Raw genomic sequence first — 19284 nt, 5'->3', positions numbered from 1 at the left:
TCACCCCACCACTTGCCAAGGAGCCCCGTGCAGGGAGCAGTCAGCGTCTCGCCCGTCCAGATTCCCGAGTTGCTGCTCGGGCTGGCCACCGTCCGGCCGGTGTTCCTCTGGGGCGCGCCCGGGATCGGGAAGTCCTCGCTGGTGCGGGAGTTCGCCGAGTCGCTCGGCCTGGAGTGCGTGAGCCTGGTCGGCACCCAGCTCGCCCCGGAGGACCTGATCGGTGTCCCTCAGCTGACCCCGGAGGGCCGTTCCCGGTTCTGCCCGCCCGAGCAGATCGCCCGCGACGAGCCGTACTGCCTGTTCCTGGACGAGCTCAACGCAGCGACCCCGGACGTCCAGAAGGCGTTCTACTCGCTGATCCTGGACCGCCGGATCGGCTCGTACGAGCTGCCGCCCGGCTCGATCGTGATCGGCGCCGGGAACCGCGCCACCGACGGCGCGCTCGCCCGGCCGATGGCGTCCGCGCTGGTCAACCGCATGGTCCACGTGCACCTGCGGGCCAGCGCCGCGGACTGGCTGCGCTGGGCGGCCGGCGCCGGCATCCACCCCTGGGTCATCGACTACGTCACCGACCGGCCCGACCACCTGTGGTCCGCCCCGCCGAAGACCGAGGAGCCGTTCTCCACCCCGCGCGCCTGGCACATGCTCTCCGACGCGCTGCACTCCTTCGGCCCCACCTTGGACGAGGAGACCCTCAAGGTGCTCGCGTACGGGCTGCTCACCCCGCAGCACGCGATCGCCTTCTGCGGCTACGCCAAGATCGTCCGCAACGCGTACGGCCTGGAGGCGATCCTCAAGGGCGACGCCCGCTGGCCGCACCGGCTGGAGGACCGCGACCTGCTCTACTACCTGGCCGACGCCTTCCGCGGCCGCCTGGTCAAGGAGCTGCCGGCCAGCAAGGAGCACGCCTCGGGGGCGCAGCGGCAGACCGCCTTCCGGGCCAAGTCGCTGCTGGTGCAGCTGGCCGAGATCTCGGTGGAGGTCGCCCAGACGGTGATCGCCGACGGCGCGGACGGCAATCCGGTGCTGCCCTCCTGGTTCCTGATCGAGGCGGCCCGGGACATGCCCCGGCTGGTCGAGGCCCGCCGGTGAGTCCTTCCGTCCAGAAGGGTGCGAAGAAGCCGGACCCGGGCGCGGAGGTCTTCGCCGAGGGAGTCCGGCTGCTGCGCCAGAATCCGGCCTTCGACGCCGTGCCCGCCGATTTCTGCCGCCGGGACGACTGCGGGCTGGCCCCGCCCGGCGGCTGGGCGGTGGTCGACTCCGACGGCACCGTGCACGTCAACCCGCGCCGCCGGGCCGAACCGGAGGAGTGGGCCTGGGTGCTGGCGCACTGCCTGCTGCACCTGGGCTTCGGCCACGTCCCGGCCGCCCGGGGTATCCGGGTCCAGCCCGACGTCTACGAGGAGGCGGCCCGCTGCGCGGTGGTGAACCGTTTCCTCGCGACCTTCCCGGTCGGCCGCCCCCCGGTCGCCCTCCCGCAGGAGTACCCGGGCGGCGACGAGGAGGAGCTGACCGCCCGCTGGCGCCGCGACGGCCTGCCGCCGGCCGTCACCGCCGGGACGGCCGGCACCGCCGACCACGACCAGCTGCTGGTCGAGTGGCAGAACTACGGCCACACCCCGAAGGACTGGTCGATGGCCTTCGCCGCCGCCCTCACCCGCACCATGTCCGCCGCGATGGACCGGGCCGGCGGCCGTTTCGACCAGGAGACCGGCGAGCGCCTGCCCGTACGGCCGTGGACCAGGGCGCTCGGCTGGTTCGTCTCCTCCTACCCGCTGCTCGGCGGCATCGCGGCCGGCCTCACCGTCGTCGCCGACGCCGAACTGGCCCGCGCCCACGGCATCACCATCGCCGCCGTCAACGCCGAGGCCGGCGAGGTCTACATCAACCCGCTGCGCCAGCAGACCGACGAGGAGTGGCGGTTCATCCTCGGCCACGAGATGCTGCACGCCGCCCTGCGGCACGGCGAGCGTCGCGGCGGCCGGGATCCGTTCCTCTTCAACGTCGCCGCCGACTACGTCATCAACGGGTGGCTGCTGGAGATGGGCGTCGGCGACATGCCGGAAGGCCTGCTGCACGACCCGCAGCTGAAGGGGCTGTCCGCCGAGGAGGTGTACGACCGGATCGTCCGCGACGAGCGCCGGATCCGCCGACTCGCCACCCTGGCCGGCAAGAACCGCCCGGACATCCTCGGCGCACCGCTGGACCGCGGCCCGCGCGACTACGTGGACCTCGACGACTTCTACCGCCGCGGCCTCCAGCAGGGCTTCGAGCTGCACCAGCGCGAACGCGGGCTGCTGCCCGCCGGGCTGGTCGAGGAGATCCGCGCCCTCGCCCACCCGCCGCTGCCCTGGGACGCCCGGCTGGCCCGCTGGTTCGACGAGTTCGTGCCCCGCCCGGAGCCGGTCCGCAGCTACTCCCGGCCGGCCCGCCGGCAGTCCGCCACCCCGGACATCCCCCGGGCCGGCCGCTACCACCCGCCCGAGGAGGTGCCGCGCTGCACCTTCGGCGTCGTCCTGGACACCTCCGGCTCGATGAACCGGGTACTGCTCGGCAAGGCGCTCGGCGCGATCGCCTCGTACGCGGCCGCCCGGGACGTGCCCGCGGCCCGGGTGGTGCACTGCGACGCCGCACCGCACGACGCCGGGTACGTCCCGGTCGGCGAGATCGCCGGCCGGGTCCGGGTGCGCGGGCGCGGCGGCACCGAGCTGCAGCCGGGCGTCGACCTGCTGGAGCGGGCCGAGGACTTCCCGCGCGGGGCGCCCGTGCTGGTCATCACCGACGGCGCGTGCGACGTGCTGCGGGTGCGCCGCGAGCACGCCTTCCTCGTTCCCCGGGGCGCCGGGCTGCCGTTCACCCCGCGCGGACCGGTGTTCCGGATGAGCTGACGGGCGCCCGCCCCTCCCCTGCGGGAGCGGCCGTCCGTCCGTACCGCCCGGTCGGACCAACACCGGTCAGACCGGCGCCGGTCAGACCAGTGCCGGGCGGGGAGCGGCGGAGCGGCGGGCCAGCGGGGCCAGCGCCGCCAGGTAGCAGACCGCGGCCACCGGGATCAGCGCCAGGTCGACCCCCGAGGCGGCGGTGCCGGCCAGCATCAACACCGGGCTCCACCAGGGCAGCGTCCGGGCCGCGCCCACCGCGGCGGCGACCAGCAGAGCCAGCAGGCCGACGTAGAACAGCAGCGGGCCGATCTGGTAGACGGCCGGCAGTACCCCGGGGACGCCCTGGACGCGGTCGAACAGCCGCGACTGCCCGGCCTTGTCCGCCGCCGCCAGGCCGACGTACAGATCGATCCCGATCTGCACCAGCGAGGCCGCCAGGCCGACGAACGCCGTCCCGAGCGCGGCACCGGCCGCGAGCCGCCCGGCCGTGGTGCCGCGCGGGGCGAGCAGCCCGCGCAGGGCGAGCAGGACCGGGGCGAACAGCAGCAGCCCGGCGAACATCGCGGTGTGGCCGACCGTCCAGCCGAGGCCGGGTTCCCGGGAGCCCGGGACCAGCCTGATCCCCCCGTAGAGGGCCATCAGGGCGGGGGCGCCGACGACGGCGTAGGCGGTGCGGCGGTTCTGCTGCGGGGTGTTCATCCGACGATCTCCTGTGGTGATCCGCGGCCCCGGCAGGTAGCTGGTGGCCCGTGGTCCGTTCCGACACCACAGATGCTGTCCGCCGCACCCCTCGTCGCGGATCGCCCGCACCGGCGAACCCGCCGCCTCCCCCGCACGGGGGAGCCCCGACCAGGGGCCCCGCGCGCCCGGCGTGATCCGGAGGGGGGCCCTACGCCTCCCCCGCCACCACCGCGCCGGCCTCGTACGCGAACACCACCGCGTGCACCCGGTCCCGCAGCCCCAGCTTGCTCAGCACATTGCTGACGTGCGTCTTCACCGTGTGCTCGCTGACCACCAGCTCGGCCGCGATCTCCGCGTTGGAGAGCCCGCGCGCCAGCAGCCGCAGGGTCTCCTGCTCGCGCAGGGTGAGCTGCTCCAGCAGCTTGGACGGCGGCCGGACCGCCCGCTCGGGCGAGCCCGGGCGGCGGGCGGCGAACTCGCCGATCAGCCGCCTGGTCACCGAGGGCGCGAGCAGCGCCTCCCCGGAGGCCACCATCCGCACCCCGTGCGCCAGGTCGTCCCGCCGGACGTCCTTGAGCAGGAAGCCGCTGGCGCCCGCGTACAGCGCGTCGAAGACGTAGTCGTCGGCGTCGAAGGTGGTCAGCATGATCACCTTGGTGGACGGAAACTCGGCGCAGACCCGGCGGGCCGCCTCCAGCCCGTCCATGACCGGCATCCGGACGTCCAGCAGCAGGACGTCCGGGCCGTGGGCGCGGACCGCCTCGACCGCCTCGGCGCCGTCGCGCGCCTCGGCCACCACCTCGATGTCGGGCTGCGCGTCCAGGATCATCCCGAACCCTGCCCGCACCAGCTCCTGGTCGTCCGCGACGACCACCCGAATCGGATTCATCCGCCCGCCTTCTCCACCACGCCCGCCACCCCCAACGGCAGCCGGGCACTCACCAGGAAGCCCTTGCCCTCCGGTCCGGGCCCGGCCTCGGCCCGCCCGCCGCAGGCCGCCGCCCGCTCCCGGATGCCGACCAGCCCGCGGCCGCCGGACCAGCCGTTCACCGCGCCGCCGACGGTCACCGGCAGCCCGCGCCCGTTGTCGGACACCATGACCTCCAGGGTGTCCCCGGACCGCCGCACCCGGACCGCCACCCGGTCGGCGCCGGAGTGCTTGACCGTGTTGGTCAGCGCCTCCTGCACGATCCGGTACGCCGCCGCCTGGAGGTCGGCGGGCACCGCGCCCAGCCCGTCGGCCAGTTCGAGCTCCACCGCCGGTCCGGCCCGGCGCACCCGCTCTGCCACGTCGGCGAGTTCGGCCAACCGGGGCTGCGGAGCCAGCTCAGGGCCGGCCCCCTCCTCCTTCAGTACTCCGAGGACGCGACGCAGTTGGACCATCGCGTCGCGGCCCGCGTCGGCGATGGTGTCGAAGGCGCGGATCGCCCGGTCCGGGTTGGCGTGCACCACCAGCGGCCCGGCCTCGGCCTGGATGATCATCAGTGAGACGGCGTGCGCCAGGATGTCGTGCATCTCCCGGGCGATCCGGGCCCGCTCCTCCACCACCGCGCGGCCCGCCTCACTCGCCGCCCGTTCCCCCGCCTCGCGGGCCCGCTCGGCCTCCAGCCGGGCCAGCCGCCGCTGGGCGCGCACCAGCGAGCCGAAGACGAACGAGCCGACCGAGGTGAGCAGGCTGAACAGCATGCCGTTGGGCGAGTGGGTGCCGATCACGTTGGCGACCACCACCACCGCCAGCACCGTCCAGCGCTGCCGGTCCGGGGAGCGCTCCGCCACCGTGTAGATGCCGATCACCCCGGCCAGCGGCACCTGCGGACTCGCCGAGTGCGCCACCACGGACAGCGTCATGAGGGCCACGCTGCCCGCCGCCAGCGCGGCCAGCGGCGCCCGGCGCCGCCAGGGCAGCGACAGCGAGGTGGACACCGCCACCAGGTAGACCCACCACGGCCAGGCCGTGTCGTCGTTGCCGACCGCCCAGACCGAGATCCCGGCCGATGCCACGGCCAGCAGCGAGTCCAGCACGTACGGACTCAGCCCGGCCGACCAGCTCTGCCAGCGCGCCGCTCGCACCACCGCCGCCCCTCCCCCGGGTCCGGGGGCGCCGCCCCCGCGGAGAAGATCATGCCCTACCGGCAGGACCTCCGGAACGGCCCGGTCAGACACCGTCGACCGACACTCCGCCGGCGCCCGTGCGCGCCGCGATGCTGCGCGCCGCCCCCGGCTGCGAGGGGATCCCGAGTTCCACTCCGCCGGCCCCGGCGTGCGCGTCCACCGCGTACGCCTCCCCGGCCGGCACCCTGACCCGCACCCCGCCGGTCTCCGCCTTCGCCTCCACCTTCACGGGTGCCGCCGCGAAGTCGGCCCGCACCCCGCCGGTCCGGGTGCTCAACCGGACGGTCTGCGAGGTCAGCCGGGTGGCCTCGACCCCGCCGGTGTCCACCGAGGCCTCCACCTCGGCGGCCAGCCCGACCAGCCGTACCCCGCCGGTCTCCTGGGTCACCCGCACCTTCGTCCCGGCCGGCACCTGCACGGTGTACCCGACGCCGCAGCCCCGGCAGTCGTACGTCAGCCGCAGCACGCCGTCCTTCACCTCGTGCGTGGTCCGCGGCGCCTCGCCCCGATAGTTCTGCTCCTCGGTCACGTGCACCGCGTCGCCGCCGCCGGTCACCACGATCCCGCCGGTGTGCGCCTCGACCACCAGTTCCCCGACCGGCTCCGACACCCCGTAGTCCACGGTCCGGTGCTCCTGGTCGTCCCCGAAGGGCAGGCAGGCGGACATCCCGACCAGCACCGTCCCCGTGATCGCCATCGCGCCCAGTACCCGCTTCATGCCCGGCCCCCTTCGAAAGCCCCGCCGTCCCGACACGCGAAGCCTCCCCCGGCCGTCCCCTCTCCCGCCTCCCTCGCCAGAGCGGTTCCGGCCCCTCCCCCGCACGAGGGAGGGGCCGCTCCCGGGAACGACGAAAGGGCCCGGAGGCTTGATGCCTCCGGGCCCTTCGTTGCTACTGAGTAGCGGGGACAGGATTTGAACCTGCGACCTCTGGGTTATGAGCCCAGCGAGCTACCGAGCTGCTCCACCCCGCGTCGGTAAACACGACTCTACGCGACTTCTGCCGGGGAACCTAATCCGTGCCCCGCAGGGCCCCCGGCCCCCTCGCCCCCTCGCCCCCTCGCCCCCTCGCCCCCGCAGCGGGAACGCCGCAGGGCGGCCACCCCGCGAGGGGTGACCGCCCTGACAGCCGAACGTCGGACTCAGCCGGTGTACGGGCCGTAGTCGTAGTCGTCCAGCGGGACCGCCTGGCCGGAGCCGGCGCCGAAGGGCGACAGGTCGTAGTCGTCGTAGCCGACGGCCGAGTACATCGCGGCCTTGGCCTCCTCGGTCGGCTCGACCCGGATGTTGCGGTAGCGGGGCAGACCCGTACCGGCCGGGATGAGCTTACCGAGGATGACGTTCTCCTTGAGGCCCAGCAGCGGGTCCGACTTGGCGTGGATCGCCGCGTCGGTGAGGACCCGGGTCGTCTCCTGGAAGGAGGCGGCCGACAGCCAGGACTCGGTGGCCAGCGAGGCCTTGGTGATACCCATCAGCTGCGGACGGCCGGAGGCGGGGTGACCGCCCTCGGCGACCACGCGACGGTTCTCGGTCTCGAAGCGGCCGCGCTCGACGAGCTCGCCCGGGAGCAGCTCGGCGTCGCCCGACTCGATGATCGTCACGCGGCGGAGCATCTGCCGGATGATGATCTCGATGTGCTTGTCGTGGATCGACACACCCTGCGAGTTGTAGACCTTCTGGACCTCGGCGACCAGGTGGATCTGGACGGCACGCTGGCCCATGATGCGCAGGACGTCGTGCGGGTTGGTGGCACCCATGGTCAGCTTCTGGCCGACCTCGACCGCCTCGCCCTCGCTGACCAGCAGCTTCACACGCTTGGAGACGGGGTAGGCGATCTCGTCGCTGCCGTCGTCCGGGGTGATGACGAGCTTGCGGGTCTTCTCGGTGTCCTCGATCCGCGCCCGGCCGGTGGCCTCCGAGATCGGGGCCACACCCTTGGGGGTACGGGCCTCGAAGAGCTCGACGACACGCGGCAGACCCTGGGTGATGTCGTCACCGGCCACACCACCGGTGTGGAAGGTACGCATCGTCAGCTGGGTACCGGGCTCACCGATGGACTGGGCGGCGATGATGCCGACCGCCTCACCGATGTCGACCAGCTTGCCGGTGGCCAGCGAACGCCCGTAGCAGAAGGCGCAGGTGCCGACGGCCGACTCGCAGGTCAGGATCGAGCGGGTCTTGACCTCGCCGATGCCGTGGCGGATCAGCTCGTCGATCAGCACGTCACCGAGGTCGGTGTTGGCGGTGGCAAGGAGCTTGCCGTCCACCGTGATGTCCTCGGCGAGCATGCGGGCGTACACGCTGGTCTCGACGTCGTCGGCCTTGCGCAGCACGCCGTCCGCACCGACGGTGCCGATCGCCAGCTTCAGGCCGCGCTCGGTACCGCAGTCCTCCTCGCGAATGATGACGTCCTGGGAGACGTCGACCAGACGACGGGTGAGGTAGCCGGAGTCGGCGGTACGGAGGGCGGTGTCCGCCAGACCCTTACGGGCACCGTGGGTGGAGATGAAGTACTCCAGCACGGTGAGACCCTCACGGAACGACGCCTTGATGGGTCGCGGGATGGTCTCGTTCTTGGCGTTCGACACCAGACCACGCATACCGGCGATCTGGCGCATCTGCATCATGTTTCCACGAGCACCCGAGTCGACCATCATGAAGATGGGGTTCGTCTTCGGGAAGTTCTCGTTCATGGCCTCGGCGACCTCGTTGGTCGCCTGGGTCCAGATGCCGATGAGCTCCTGCTTGCGCTCGTCGTTGGTGATCAGGCCGCGCTCGTACTGACGCTGGACCTTCTCCGCCTTCGCCTCGTAGCCCTCGAGGATCTGGGGCTTGTTCGGCGGGACGACGACGTCGGAGATCGAGACGGTGACACCCGAGCGGGTCGACCAGTGGAAACCGGCCGCCTTCAGGTTGTCCAGGGTCGCCGCGACGACGACCTTGGGGTAGCGCTCCGCCAGGTCGTTGACGATCGCGGAGAGCTGCTTCTTGCCCACCTCGTAGTCGACGAACGGGTAGTCCTCGGGCAGCAGCTCGTTGAAGAGCGCGCGGCCCAGGGTGGTGGTCAGGCGGAACGGCTCGCCGTCGAACCAGGCCGTCTGGCCCTCCTCGTCCACCGGCGGGGTCCAGCCGCGCGGCGGGACGGTGCCGGCCGGCAGGCGCAGCTCGATCGGGGCCTGGACGTCCAGCTCGCGGGCGTCGAAGGCCATGACGGCCTCGGCGGTCGAGGAGAAGGAACGGCCACCGCCCTTCACCGTCTCCCGGTCCGAGGTCAGGAAGAACAGGCCGAGCACCATGTCCTGGGTCGGCATGGTGACGGGGCGACCGTCGGCCGGCTTCAGGATGTTGTTCGAGGACAGCATCAGGATGCGGGCCTCGGCCTGCGCCTCCGCGGAGAGCGGCAGGTGGACGGCCATCTGGTCACCGTCGAAGTCCGCGTTGAACGCGGTGCAGACGAGCGGGTGGATCTGGATGGCCTTGCCCTCGACCAGCTGGGGCTCGAAGGCCTGGATGCCGAGGCGGTGCAGGGTGGGCGCACGGTTCAGCAGGACGGGGTGCTCGGCGATGACCTCTTCGAGCACGTCCCACACGACCGGGCGGGCACGCTCGACCATGCGCTTGGCCGACTTGATGTTCTGCGCGTGGTTCAGGTCGACCAGGCGCTTCATCACGAACGGCTTGAAGAGCTCCAGCGCCATGGCCTTGGGCAGACCGCACTGGTGCAGCTTGAGCTGCGGGCCGACGACGATGACCGAACGGGCCGAGTAGTCGACGCGCTTGCCGAGCAGGTTCTGGCGGAAACGACCCTGCTTGCCCTTCAGCATGTCGCTGAGGGACTTCAGCGGGCGGTTGCCCGGGCCGGTGACCGGACGGCCGCGACGGCCGTTGTCGAACAGGGCGTCGACGGCCTCCTGGAGCATGCGCTTCTCGTTGTTCACGATGATCTCGGGCGCGCCGAGGTCGAGAAGCCGCTTCAGGCGGTTGTTGCGGTTGATCACGCGGCGGTACAGGTCGTTCAGGTCGGAGGTCGCGAAGCGGCCACCGTCCAGCTGCACCATCGGACGCAGGTCCGGCGGGATGACCGGGACGCAGTCCAGCACCATGCCGTTGGGCTTGTTGGTGGTCTGCAGGAACGCGGAGACGACCTTGAGGCGCTTCAGCGCACGGGTCTTCTTCTGGCCCTTGCCGGTGCGGATGATCTCGCGCAGGCGCTCGGACTCCTCCGCCAGGTCGAAGGTCTCGAGGCGGTCCTTGAGGGCCGCCGCGCCCATCGAGCCGGAGAAGTAGGTGCCGAAGCGGTCGCGCAGCTCGCGGTAGAGCAGCTCGTCGCCCTCGAGGTCCTGGACCTTGAGGTTCTTGAAGCGGGCCCACACCTCGTCGAGGCGGTCGAGCTCGCGCTGCGCGCGGTCGCGCAGCTGCTTCATCTCGCGCTCGGCGCCCTCGCGCACCTTGCGGCGCACGTCGGCCTTGGCGCCCTCGGCCTCCAGCTCGGCCAGGTCGGTCTCGGCCTTCTTGGCACGGGCCTCGAGGTCGGAGTCGCGGCGGTTCTCGATCTGCTGGCGCTCGACCGAGACGTGCGCCTCCAGGGACGGCAGGTCGCGCTGGCGGCGCTCGTCGTCGACCCAGGTGATCATGTAGGCGGCGAAGTAGATGACCTTCTCGAGGTCCTTCGGCGCCAGGTCGAGCAGGTAGCCCAGGCGGGACGGCACGCCCTTGAAGTACCAGATGTGGGTGACCGGGGCGGCCAGCTCGATGTGGCCCATCCGCTCACGGCGCACCTTGGCGCGGGTCACCTCGACGCCGCAGCGCTCACAGATGATGCCCTTGAAGCGGACGCGCTTGTACTTACCGCAGTAGCACTCCCAGTCCCGGGTGGGGCCGAAGATCTTCTCGCAGAAGAGTCCGTCCTTTTCGGGCTTCAGGGTGCGGTAGTTGATGGTCTCCGGCTTCTTGACCTCGCCGTGCGACCACTGGCGGATGTCGTCGGCGGTGGCCAGGCCGATGCGGAGCTCGTCGAAGAAGTTGACGTCAAGCACTGGTCGTCAAGCCCTCTTTCGTAAGTCGAGAGTCGTTCATGTGGTCTGAGGGGGGCCTGGGGGCGGGCCGGCTGCTCGGGCAGCCGGCCCAACCTCCGTCAGACCTCTTCGACGCTGCTCGGCTCGCGCCGGGACAGGTCAATGCCGAGCTCCTCGGCGGCGCGGAACACGTCCTCGTCGGAGTCCCGCATCTCGATGGACTGGCCGTCCGAGGACAGCACCTCCACGTTGAGGCAGAGCGACTGCATTTCCTTGATGAGGACCTTGAAGGACTCGGGAATGCCGGGCTCGGGGATGTTCTCGCCCTTGACGATGGCCTCGTAGACCTTCACGCGGCCGAGGACGTCGTCGGACTTGATGGTGAGCAGCTCCTGCAGCGCGTAAGCAGCGCCGTACGCCTCAAGGGCCCACACCTCCATCTCACCGAAGCGCTGACCACCGAACTGCGCCTTACCACCGAGCGGCTGCTGGGTGATCATCGAGTACGGACCGGTCGAACGGGCGTGCAGCTTGTCGTCGACCAGGTGGTGCAGCTTGAGGATGTACATGTAGCCGACCGAGACCGGCATCGGGAACGGCTCGCCGGAGCGGCCGTCGAACAGCCGGGCCTTGCCGGTGGAGTTCACCAGGCGCTCACCGTCACGGGTGAGGGTGGTGTTGTCCAGCAGGCCGGTGATCTCGTCCTCGCGGGCGCCGTCGAAGACCGGGGTGGCGAGGTTGGTGCCGCCCTGGACGGTGTCGGCGCCGATCGCCTGGAGGCGCTGGGCCCACTCGTCGGCGAGGCCGGAGACGTCCCAGCCCTGCTTGGCGAGCCACCCGAGGTGGATCTCCAGGACCTGTCCCGGGTTCATTCGGGACGGGACGCCCAGCGGGTTGAGGATGATGTCGACCGGGGTGCCGTCCTCCAGGAACGGCATGTCCTCGACCGGCAGGATCTTCGAGATGACGCCCTTGTTGCCGTGACGGCCGGCGAGCTTGTCACCGTTGGTGATCTTGCGCTTCTGGGCCACGTAGACGCGGACCAGCTGGTTCACGCCCGGGGGCAGCTCGTCGCCCTCTTCGCGGTCGAAGACGCGGACGCCGATGACCTTGCCGGACTCACCGTGCGGCACCTTCAGCGAGGTGTCGCGGACCTCACGGGCCTTCTCACCGAAGATCGCGCGGAGCAGGCGCTCCTCCGGGGTCAGCTCGGTCTCGCCCTTGGGCGTGACCTTGCCGACCAGGATGTCGCCGGTGACGACGTCGGCGCCGATGCGGATGATGCCGCGCTCGTCGAGGTCGGCGAGGACCTCCTCGGAGACGTTCGGGATGTCCCGGGTGATCTCCTCGGGGCCGAGCTTGGTGTCACGGGCGTCGACCTCGTGCTCCTCGATGTGGATCGAGGAGAGGACGTCGTCCTGCACGAGGCGCTGCGACAGGATGATCGCGTCCTCGTAGTTGTGACCCTCCCACGACATGAACGCCACGAGCAGGTTCTTGCCGAGGGCCATCTCGCCCTCGTCGGTGCACGGGCCGTCGGCCAGCACCTGGCCGGACTCGACCCGGGCGCCCTCGTCCACGAGCACCTTCTGGTTGAAGGCGGTGCCCTGGTTGGAGCGGGTGAACTTGGCGGCGCGGTACGTGGTGTACGTGCCGTCGTCGTTGGCGACGGTGACGTAGTCGGCCGAGACCTCCTGGACGACACCGGCCTTCTCGGCGGTGATGACGTCCGCGGCGTCGACGGCGCAGCGGTACTCCATGCCGGTACCGACCAGCGGAGCCTCGCTCTTCAGCAGCGGCACCGCCTGGCGCATCATGTTCGAGCCCATGAGCGCGCGGTTGGCGTCGTCGTGCTCGAGGAACGGGATCATGGCGGTCGCGACCGACACCATCTGGCGCGGCGAGACGTCCATGTAGTCGATCTCGGTGCCCGGGATGTAGTCGATCTCGCCGCCACGGCGGCGGACCAGGACACGCGGCTCGGCGAAGGTCAGCTCCGTCGTCAGCGGGGCGTTGGCCTGCGCGATGACGTAGCGGTCCTCCTCGTCGGCCGTGAGGTAGTCGACCTGCTCCGTGACGACACCCTCGATGACCTTGCGGTACGGGGTCTCGATGAAGCCGAAGGCGTTGACCCGGCCGTACGAGGCCAGCGACCCGATCAGACCGATGTTCGGGCCTTCGGGGGTCTCGATCGGACACATGCGCCCGTAGTGCGAGGGGTGCACGTCACGGACCTCGAAGCCGGCGCGCTCACGGGAGAGACCACCGGGGCCGAGGGCGGACAGACGACGCTTGTGGGTCAGGCCCGACAGCGGGTTCGTCTGGTCCATGAACTGCGACAGCTGGCTGGTGCCGAAGAACTCCTTGATGGAGGCGACGACCGGCCGGATGTTGATCAGGGTCTGCGGCGTGATCGCCTCGACGTCCTGGGTGGTCATGCGCTCGCGCACGACGCGCTCCATACGGGCGAGACCCGTACGGACCTGGTTCTGGATGAGCTCGCCGACGTTGCGCAGGCGACGGTTGCCGAAGTGGTCGATGTCGTCGACCTCGACCACGATGTCGCGACCGGTCTGGTCGTTCCACTCGGTCTCACCGGCGTGCAGCTTCACCAGGTACTTGATCGCACCGATGATGTCGGGCTCGGTGAGCACGCCGGAGTCCAGCGACTCGGCGTTGCCCAGCTTCCGGTTGACCTTGTAGCGGCCCACCTTGGCGAGGTCGTAGCGCTTCGGGTTGAAGTACAGGTTCTCCAGAAGCGTCTGCGCGGCCTCGCGCGTCGGCGGCTCGCCAGGACGCAGCTTGCGGTAGATGTCCAGCAGCGCGTCGTCCTGGCCCTGGGTGTGGTCCTTCTCCAGGGTGTTGCGCATGGACTCGTACTCGCCGAACTCCTCGAGAATCATCTCGTTGGTCCAGCCGAGCGCCTTGAGCAGCACGGTGACGGACTGCTTGCGCTTACGGTCGATGCGGACGCCGACCATGTCGCGCTTGTCGATCTCCATCTCCAGCCAGGCACCACGCGAGGGGATGACCTTGCAGGAGTAGATGTCCTTGTCGGACACCTTGTCCAGGGTGGAGTCGAAGTACACGCCCGGGGAGCGGACCAGCTGCGACACGACGACACGCTCGGTGCCGTTGATCACGAACGTGCCCTTGTGGGTCATGAGCGGGAAGTCGCCCATGAAGACCGTCTGAGACTTGATCTCACCGGTCTCGTTGTTGGTGAACTCGGCCGTGACGAAGAGCGGAGCCGCGAACGTGAAGTCGCGGTCCTTGCACTCGTCAATCGAGTTCTTCGGCGGCTCGAAACGGTGGTCGCGGAAGGTCAGCGACATCGACCCACTGAAGTCCTCGATCGGGGAGATCTCCTCGAAGATCTCCTCCAGACCGGACTTAGTGGGGACGTCCTGACCGTTCTCCAACGCCGCCTCGACCCGGGACTTCCAGGCCGCATTGCCGAGCAGCCAGTCAAAGCTCTCGGTCTGCAGGGCCAGGAGGTTGGGGACCTCGAGGGGCTCCTTGATCTTCGCGAAGGAGACGCGGAGCGGGGCGGTGGATGCGGCGGAATTGTTCGAGGCGTTGCGCGGCGCGGCCAAGAGGGGGGTCCTTCCGAGGGCTCGGAGCTCACTACGCGCGTACCAGCCGGGCCTTCACGGGCTTGGTCCCGCCTCCCTCGCCACTGGCCTCCGCCGGGATCGAGATCCCAGGTCAGAGCCGCTTTGCGGAGGCGATGCCAGACCCCTTCAGGGCAACGCAGACTCCGGGCGACGAGTCACGGAGCAGCTAACAGGCAGCGCAAAGGGACAGTGTAGCCAAAGGGCACACTGCTGTCCAGCTCTGATTCGGAAACCGAATCGGAGACTCCTCCCGGTAGCCGGCGGACGCGAACGCCCACCGGGTACTGCACCGGCCCGGGCACTGCCCGGGCCCCATAACTCACGTGGAGTCATTTCCCGCCTGAGCCACTGGTTATGCATCCAGGGGCAAACCAACCGGGCGGACTCGCGCCTTGAGAATCGCGCGCCTCGCCGGGTTCGTCAAGGGCCCGCAGGCGGTGCGGACCTCGACCCGTCCATCGGCCGGACGCCCCCCGGCGTTACAGAAGCCGTGGTGGGGGCCACAGTCGATGACGGTGATCACCATACCCGTCCGCACCGACGCTGCCGAGTGGGCTCTCGGCCACACCGGCACATCCCGGCCGCGGACCGGCCCCGGGGCCGTCCCAGGGCCGCTCAGGGCCGGAAACGCGAAAAAGCCGGGCCGACCACCCACAAGGGTGATCGGCCCGGCTTCAGGCCCCCTCAGAGGGGGCGAGAAGTCACTTGACGGTGACCTTGGCGCCGGCACCCTCGAGGGCGGCCTTGGCCTTCTCGGCAACGTCCTTGGCAACCTTCTCCAGGACCTTGGCACCAGCGGTGTCAACGAGGTCCTTGGCCTCCTTCAGGCCGAGGGAGGTCAGGGTGCGCACCTCCTTGATGACCTGGATCTTCTTGTCGCCGGCACCATCGAGGATGACGTCGAACTCGTCCTGCTCCTCGACGGCCTCAACGGCGGCCGGGCCACCGGCGGCGGCAACGGCGACCGGGGCGGCGGCGGTGACGTCGAACTTCTCCTCGAAGGCCTTCACGAAGCCAGCGAGCTCGATGAGGGTGAGGTCCTCGAACTGCGCGAGCAGCTCGTCCTGGGACAGCTTCGCCATGATGGCGTCCTTCCACTAAATCGGCAGGTGATGCCGTATGTACGGGTGGGGCGGGCACGGGCCCGCAGCGAGGCGTGAGCCTGCCGATTACTCGGCGGCGGCGTCCTCGGCGGCGGGAGCCGGCGTACCGGCACCGCCCTGCTCGACCTTGTCGCGCAGCGCGTCCACAGTGCGGACGAGCTTCGACGGCAGGGCCTGGAAGAGCGCGGCAGCCTGGGACTGCTTGGCCTTCAGGGCACCCGCCAGCTTGGCGAGCAGCACCTCGCGGGACTCGAGGTCCGCGAGCTTCTTGATCTCATCGGCGGACAGCGCCTTACCGTCAAGGACACCGCCCTTGATGATGAGAGCGGGGTTCTCCTTGGCGAAGTCACGCAGAGCCTTCGCCGACTCCACCGGGTCACCGGTGACGAAGGCGACAGCCGTCGGACCGTTGAACAGGTCGTCGAGCTCCGAAATCCCGGCCTCGTTGGCCGCGATCTTGGTCAGCGTGTTCTTCACCACGGCGTACTCGGCGTTCTCGCCGAGCGAGCGACGCAGGGTCTTGACCTGCTTCACCGAGAGACCGCGGTACTCGGTCAGCAGCGCCGCGGAGGAGCCACGGAACTTGTCCGTGATCTCGGCGACGGCAGCAGCCTTGTCGGGCCTTGCCATAGGCTTACGCCTCCTTCCGTGATGTCGAAATCCGGCCGACCGCGAAAGTCGACCATTCACGCCTCGAACCAACCGGACGGAAGGAAAGCCTGCGGAAAAGCAGATGAGCCCCGGTGCGCAGGGCGCACGGGGCTCGAAACGACCTCAACGGATGTTCGCGCGAACGCGGACCCGGAAGTCGAAGCTCCAGACACACCTGCGCGGGCTGCCTGCGACGAAGCGCAGATCCTTCGGCCACCGAATCCCTCGCGAGAACGGTGACAACCAGCGGTCTTTGGCTTCGGTAACAGTAACCGGACTCGGCCGTCCGGGGCAAATCGCCCCTGAACGGCCGATCCCCGCCGGGCCGGCCGCGCCGGACGGGGCTCAGCGGGCCAGTGGGGAGACCGTCCGGGGCCCGGTGTCCACGGTGTCCGCCTCGGCCGGGGCCTGCACCGAGAGCAGGGCGCCGGCGAAGTCGGAGTAGAGGATCGAGTCGTCCGCCCGGCCGCTGTCACCGCTGCCGGTGCGCTGGAGCCGGACCAGCTGGTCCTTGTCGTTGAGCCAGAGGTCCACGGTGAGCGAGATCGAGCCGCCGGGGGCCAGCGCGGCCCGCAGGCCGTCCCGGCGGGCCTGGGTCAGCTGGGTCTGGGCGGCGGCGTAGCGCTCGGCGGTGGTGGTGATCCGGTAGTGCTCGACCGTCGAGTCGTCGAACTTCTCCTCACCCACGAACCGCGGGTCCACCCCGTCGGCGGTGGCGGCGGCCAGCGCCTCGACCGGGTTCAGCAGGTCGATCAGCCCCGCGTACGGGACCTCCCGGTGGCCGTCCGGGTCCGGCGGGACGGAGAAGCGCTCCCAGTGCCGGCCGCCCTGGCGAGCCGCGGTGGCGGCGTCACCGCCCTGGTAGGCGACGGTGTCCACGACGATCAGCTGCTCGGCGTCGGCCGGGGTGGAGCGCTTGATCTGGAGCGCCGTCTTGGGCTGCCAGAACAGCGGCCCGGCCCCGGCGTCCGCTCCCAGCCGGTAGCTGACCTTGGCCCGGCGGGCGGTCTGCATGGCCAGCTGGGCGGAGACCAGGACGCCGTGCGGCGAGCGGTCGCTGGGCTTGGCCGCCTCGGTCGACGAGGAACTGGTCGGGGTCGGGCTGCCGGAGGGCACGGCCGGCGTGCCGCCACCCCCGCCGCATCCGGCCAGCCCGCTCGCCAGCAGGACGACCGCGGCCAGCGCCGCCAACCGCCGTCGTCCCGCCATCGTCTGGTCCCCTCTCGCCCGGGCGCCGCGTCGGCGGCTTTCGTTCCGGCCACCTTGCCACCCTGCCCCGGATCAGCCGGTGGCGCCCCCCTTGCCCAGCTTCGCCAGCTCGGCCAGTTCCACCGTGTCGGCCGCCTCCGGCACCGCAGCGGTGACCGGCGTGCCGTAGTCCGAGTGGAGGACGGTGGACTTGCCGTTCTGCGCCCCGGGGGTCAGCCGTTCGGTACGGAGGGAGCCGTGTCGGCTCCGGTGCGCGGGCTCGGCGGATCAGCCGAGCAGTTTGAGGAGGTCGGTCTCGCTGCCGAGGTCGGTGGCGGCGGGGGCGTCGATCTTCGCGGCCTTGCCGAGGTCCGCGTACTTGACGGTGACGGCGTCGTGCTCGCCGTTCTTGTCGCCGTACTCCTGGTACTGGACGAGTTCCTGCCGGCCGTTGAGCCAGAAGTCGATGGTGAGGGTCCTGCCGTCCTCTTCCAGGGACTTCTGGACGGCCGTGCGCTGTTCGGCCGTGAGCGCCGGCATGCCGGCCACCATGGCGGAGGCCTCCTCGACCACCCGCAGGTGGGTGACCTGGACGCCGTCGAGGCTCTCCTGGCCGACCTTGGCGGGCTTGCCGCTCTGCGCGGCGAGCCCGAGCTGGGCGACCGGGTTGAGCAGCTGGCTCATCAGCAGGACGCCGTCGCCGAGTTCGTTCGAGGCGGGCAGCTTGATCCAGTGCTTGCCGCCCATGGCGGCGGCCTCGGTGTCGCCGCCGCCGAGGTAGCCGTCGGTGCCGATCACCCGGAACCGGATCTTCTTGGTCTCCACCTCGCCCGTCAGGTCGACGGCCGTCCGGTTCGGGTCCTTCCAGTCGGCGTCGCCGCTGCCCGCGGTGTGGGTCGAGCCGTCCGGGGAGACCATGGTGACCTTGCCGTTGCTGGCCTTCTGCATCACCAGGGCGGAGGCGGCCAACGCGGCCTTGGGGTCTCCGGCCGGCGCCGCGTCGCCGCTCTTGGCGTCGCCGCCCTTGCTGCCGCAGGCGGTGGCGGCACCGAGCAGCACGGCCGCGGTGACGACGGTCGAGGCGAGGCGCGCAGCGCGCATGGAGTCCCCCGTGAGATCCGAACGATCCGATGAAGAACCGATTTTCGGCTTCTTCTCACGCGGACTCTAACGGATCGCCAGATGTCCCACGCGCCGGACAGCCCCCTCCCGTCACCCGGCTTCGACAGGGGGCGCGTCGCCTTCTCCGGGGGTCGAGACATCCGTCGTGGTCACCGTGGTGCCGTCGCTCCCCCGGGCCGTCTCACGCAGTCTCAGCAGCCGCTCGCCGGGCCCGACCCAGACGTCGTAACCGATCGCCGTCACCCCCCGCCGGCGGTACCAGTCGACCACCGCAGCGAGTCGCGCGGGGGTCAACTCCTGGTCCGCGCCGAAGTATTCGGCCACCGGCGTGGTGCCCTGGTAGTGCGCCACGGTCGTCCCGGCCAGCTGTTCGCCGCCGAGCGAGCCGAGCTTCCCGGTCTGCGCGATCTCGTACGCGCGGCTGCCCGGGTTGGTGACCAGGGCGGTCATCCAGCCACCCGCGTAGCCGCCCGGGCCGGTGGTCGCCCGCGGATCGAGCGACTCGGCGCCGTCCCGGTCCGCGTGCTTGGGCGGGGCGCCCTGGTAGCTGAGGTCGAGTGCACCGTCCCTCAGGGTCAGCTGCCCGGTGCCCTGCTCGTCGGTGACGGTCAGGGCGCCCTCGTCCCGGGTGCCCCAGGTCAGGGTGCCGCTCGCGGTGCGGCGGCCGGCCGGGCCCTCCTCGACCACGTCGATCCGGGCGCCGCCGGCGTCGTCCAGCGCCTGGGCAGCGGCGAGCACCACCTGGCGGGGCGGTACGGGCGCGGGGTCGCCGTCGGGGGTGCGGGTTCCCGGGGCGGCCAGCAGGCTGCACCCGGTGGTGGCACCGATCAGCAGCAGGGTGGCCACCGCGACGGCGGGGCGAAGGGTGGGCGGCACGGCACGCTCCGACGGTCACACGTTCTGCACATGATCTGA

13 protein-coding genes and 1 tRNA gene are annotated in these 19284 nt (G+C 70.9%); 2 read left to right on the top strand and 12 right to left on the bottom strand.

What is annotated here, in order from left to right:
- Positions 1 to 27 precede the first annotated feature (27 nt).
- Together AC07AL_RS04025 and AC07AL_RS04020 are read left to right on the top strand one after the other, a co-directional pair.
- Positions 28 to 1092, top strand: a complete 1065-nt coding sequence (locus AC07AL_RS04025) for an ATP-binding protein (RefSeq protein ID WP_363369345.1) — start codon at positions 28 to 30, stop codon at positions 1090 to 1092.
- Positions 1089 to 2888: a vWA domain-containing protein gene (locus tag AC07AL_RS04020; RefSeq protein ID WP_363580074.1), complete on the top strand. Its 1800-nt coding sequence runs from the start codon at positions 1089 to 1091 to the stop codon at positions 2886 to 2888. The genes AC07AL_RS04025 and AC07AL_RS04020 overlap by 4 nt, the downstream gene beginning before the upstream one ends.
- An 81-nt stretch (positions 2889 to 2969) precedes the next feature.
- On the opposite strand, the gene AC07AL_RS04015 is transcribed toward AC07AL_RS04020, so the two are convergent.
- From AC07AL_RS04015 to AC07AL_RS03960, 12 genes are all read right to left on the bottom strand, one after another.
- Complete coding sequence (locus AC07AL_RS04015; RefSeq protein WP_363580072.1) at positions 2970 to 3581, bottom strand: hypothetical protein; 612 nt, start codon at positions 3579 to 3581, stop codon at positions 2970 to 2972.
- 190 nt (positions 3582 to 3771) lie between these two features.
- Entirely contained in the window at positions 3772 to 4452 is a 681-nt protein-coding gene (locus AC07AL_RS04010; protein ID WP_363580070.1) for a response regulator transcription factor, read from the bottom strand.
- Complete coding sequence (locus AC07AL_RS04005; protein WP_363629370.1) at positions 4449 to 5636, bottom strand: sensor histidine kinase; 1188 nt, start codon at positions 5634 to 5636, stop codon at positions 4449 to 4451. The genes AC07AL_RS04010 and AC07AL_RS04005 overlap by 4 nt, the downstream gene beginning before the upstream one ends.
- 82 nt (positions 5637 to 5718) lie before the next feature.
- Entirely contained in the window at positions 5719 to 6393 is a 675-nt protein-coding gene (locus AC07AL_RS04000) for a DUF4097 family beta strand repeat-containing protein (RefSeq protein ID WP_363580066.1), read from the bottom strand.
- 180 nt (positions 6394 to 6573) lie between these two features.
- Positions 6574 to 6647 (bottom strand) — tRNA-Met (locus AC07AL_RS03995).
- A 168-nt stretch (positions 6648 to 6815) separates the two neighbouring features.
- Positions 6816 to 10709, bottom strand: a complete 3894-nt coding sequence (locus AC07AL_RS03990; RefSeq protein ID WP_350877062.1) for a DNA-directed RNA polymerase subunit beta' — start codon at positions 10707 to 10709, stop codon at positions 6816 to 6818.
- A gap of 98 nt (positions 10710 to 10807) precedes the next feature.
- Positions 10808 to 14284 carry a DNA-directed RNA polymerase subunit beta gene (gene rpoB / locus AC07AL_RS03985; protein ID WP_350877059.1) on the bottom strand — a complete coding sequence of 1159 codons (3477 nt, stop codon included), beginning with the start codon at positions 14282 to 14284 and terminating at the stop codon, positions 10808 to 10810.
- 722 nt (positions 14285 to 15006) lie between these two features.
- Positions 15007 to 15390 carry a 50S ribosomal protein L7/L12 gene (rplL, locus tag AC07AL_RS03980; protein WP_208869184.1) on the bottom strand — a complete coding sequence of 128 codons (384 nt, stop codon included), beginning with the start codon at positions 15388 to 15390 and terminating at the stop codon, positions 15007 to 15009.
- An 84-nt stretch (positions 15391 to 15474) separates the two neighbouring features.
- Positions 15475 to 16038, bottom strand: a complete 564-nt coding sequence (rplJ, locus tag AC07AL_RS03975) for a 50S ribosomal protein L10 (RefSeq protein ID WP_063348937.1) — start codon at positions 16036 to 16038, stop codon at positions 15475 to 15477.
- Between the two features lie 366 nt (positions 16039 to 16404).
- Positions 16405 to 17268 carry an SCO4651 family lipoprotein gene (locus tag AC07AL_RS03970; RefSeq protein WP_363580063.1) on the bottom strand — a complete coding sequence of 288 codons (864 nt, stop codon included), beginning with the start codon at positions 17266 to 17268 and terminating at the stop codon, positions 16405 to 16407.
- Positions 17269 to 17535: 267 nt separating this feature from the next.
- Positions 17536 to 18348: an SCO4651 family lipoprotein gene (locus tag AC07AL_RS03965; RefSeq protein WP_478316765.1), complete on the bottom strand. Its 813-nt coding sequence runs from the start codon at positions 18346 to 18348 to the stop codon at positions 17536 to 17538.
- 111 nt (positions 18349 to 18459) lie between these two features.
- The gene (locus tag AC07AL_RS03960) at positions 18460 to 19245 is read right to left on the bottom strand and encodes an SCO4651 family lipoprotein (protein ID WP_363580059.1); all 786 of its coding nucleotides are present in this window, start codon (positions 19243 to 19245) and stop codon (positions 18460 to 18462) included.
- Positions 19246 to 19284 lie beyond the last annotated feature (39 nt).

It is taken from the genome of Kitasatospora sp. NPDC043949 (assembly GCF_056435365.1).
Note: the sequence above shows the minus strand (reverse complement) of the source record. Positions and strands in the feature narration are given on the sequence as shown.

Coding starts and splice junctions, on each gene's coding strand:
- AC07AL_RS04000 (WP_363580066.1), bottom strand. CDS start 6,393: ATGAAGCGGGTACTGGGCGCGATGGCGATCACGGGGACGGTGCTGGTC.
- AC07AL_RS04015 (WP_363580072.1), bottom strand. CDS start 3,581: ATGAACACCCCGCAGCAGAACCGCCGCACCGCCTACGCCGTCGTCGGC.
- rplJ (WP_063348937.1), bottom strand. CDS start 16,038: ATGGCAAGGCCCGACAAGGCTGCTGCCGTCGCCGAGATCACGGACAAG.
- AC07AL_RS04010 (WP_363580070.1), bottom strand. CDS start 4,452: ATGAATCCGATTCGGGTGGTCGTCGCGGACGACCAGGAGCTGGTGCGG.
- AC07AL_RS03965 (WP_478316765.1), bottom strand. CDS start 18,348: ATGCGCGCTGCGCGCCTCGCCTCGACCGTCGTCACCGCGGCCGTGCTG.
- AC07AL_RS03970 (WP_363580063.1), bottom strand. CDS start 17,268: ATGGCGGGACGACGGCGGTTGGCGGCGCTGGCCGCGGTCGTCCTGCTG.